This is a genomic window from Rhizobium sp. YS-1r (genome assembly GCF_000757525.1).
GTDB lineage: Bacteria > Pseudomonadota > Alphaproteobacteria > Rhizobiales > Rhizobiaceae > Neorhizobium > Neorhizobium petrolearium.
This window is the reverse complement of sequence record NZ_JPYQ01000023.1, coordinates 1-1,938: the sequence shown is the minus strand read 5'-3', so window position 1 is coordinate 1,938 and position 1,938 is coordinate 1. Positions and strand designations below refer to the sequence as shown.

The following is a 1,938-nucleotide window of genomic DNA, read 5'->3' as shown; positions in this document are numbered from 1 at the left end:
TGTTGGTGCGCCAGGCATGGCGCGTGGTGCGAGAGCACCGTTTGGCCGGGCTGGTATCCGGCCGATGACTTTGAGGTGCAAGTCCTCTGCAGGCCCTGGTGATGGGAACTGTTAGCTGAACAGCAAGGGCGTTGCCGCGAGGTGGGGTCTGAAGGAAGCTGCAAGCAAAATGCCGGCCTGACGAACAGGAAGCGCATATGAGGCGTCCGCATCCGGGCGAGGGAGCCAACAGACCCGAAGCCCGATATCACCGGGAGGATGCGGCCGTAGATGCGACAGGTATATGGCATGAAGGTCACGCGTCTTACCCTGGGAGACCTGTCGATCTGCCCCTGGAAACAGGTGGGCTACCGGCGTCGAGAGGCGTCGGGATGGGGCGGCAGGGGACAGCAGAAGCCGTAGTAGCCGGACCAAGCGGCGAAGGGCTGAACATGGAGTGCGGGACGGAGATCGGTCTTTCGATGGTGAGAACAGGTGCAGAAGTTGGGGCTGAGATGCCCTGTGCCCAAGCTGAGAGTAGCGGCCGGAAGCCGCGAGGGCAGGCATTGGGTGCATCCGACACCACGGCAGGACTGTTACCCTCTCGACCGGAGGCGAATGAGCGACTGATGGAGACGATCCTCAGCCGCGAGAACATGATGGCGGCTTACCGTCGGGTGGTGGCGAACAAGGGTGCGCCGGGCATCGATAAGATGTCTGTCGAACAACTGAAGCCATACCTTGCGGAGCATTGGCCGCGTATCAGGGAAGACTTGCTGGCGGACTGTTACAGGCCGGCGCCGGTGCGCGGGGTGGAAATCCCCAAGCCCGGCGGCAAAGGAATGCGTCAACTAGGCATTCCGACCTGCCTCGATAGGCTGCTCCAGCAGGCGATGCATCAGGTGCTGATGCCGATCTTCGACCCGGACTTCTCGGCCTCCTCCTACGGCTTCCGGCCGGGGCGGAGCGCTCACGACGCGGTGCTCGCCGCCCGGTCACATGTGGCCGGTGGTCGCCGTTTTGTGGTCGATCTTGATCTGGAGAAGTTCTTCGACCGAGTAAACCACGATGCTCTGATGGCACGCGTGGCACGCAAGGTCACCGACAAGCGGGTGCTGCGACTGGTCCGCCGCTACCTGCAGGCTGGGTTGATGACGGGTGGGATCGAAACGGTACGCAGCGAAGGGACCCCGCAAGGCGGTCCGCTTTCGCCGCTGATGTCGAACATTCTGCTCGATGACCTCGACAAGGAACTGGAGCGACGCGGCCATGCCTTCTGCCGCTACGCCGACGACTGTAACGTCTATGTGCAGTCGCAGCGTGCCGGCGAGCGGGTTATGGCCTCGCTCACCCGCTTCCTTGCCGAACGGCTGAAGCTCACGGTCAACGGTGCCAAAAGCGCCGTGGACCGACCGTGGAAGCGCACGTTCCTTGGCTACACCATGACCTTCCACAGGGCGCCGCGTCTACGGATCGCGGCGTCCAGCGTGGCGCGGTTCAGGGGGAAGCTGAAGGCTGCCTTTCGTGCCGGGCGCGGTCGCGCCCTCGGCGCCACCGTCAAAGACCTCACCCCGATCCTGCGCGGCTGGATGGCCTATTTCCGGCTGACCGAAGGCAAGGGGATCCTGGAGGAGCTTGATGGTTGGTTGCGGCGCAGGTTGCGCTGTATCCTATGGCGGCAATGGAAACGGCCACGTACTCGGTGCATGCGGTTGGTGCAGCGCGGCCTGACGGAGCAACGGGCACGTGACTCGACCAGTAATGGTCACGGTCCTTGGTGGAATGCCGGGGCCAGCCACATGAACGATGCCTTCCGTAAGGCCCTCTTCGACCAACTCGGGCTGATTTCTTTACAACGGGAACTGCACCGCCTAAACCACGCTTCATGAACCGCCGTGTACGGAACCGTACGCACGGTGGTGTGGGAGGAGGGATGCCGTAAGGCCCCTCCTACCCGAT

Annotated in this window: 2 protein-coding genes; both read left to right on the top strand. The window is 63.2% G+C overall.

Translation table 11 applies throughout. The annotated features are described in order from the left end of the window. Window positions 1–270 precede the first annotated feature (270 nt). Window positions 271–402, top strand: a complete 132-nt coding sequence (locus JL39_RS32810) for a hypothetical protein (RefSeq protein WP_265105677.1) — start codon at window positions 271–273, stop codon at window positions 400–402. Window positions 403–608: 206 nt separating this feature from the next. Further along, window positions 609–1,868, top strand: a complete 1,260-nt coding sequence (ltrA, locus tag JL39_RS16095; protein ID WP_227702662.1) for a group II intron reverse transcriptase/maturase — start codon at window positions 609–611, stop codon at window positions 1,866–1,868. The last annotated feature ends 70 nt before the right edge of the window (window positions 1,869–1,938 follow it).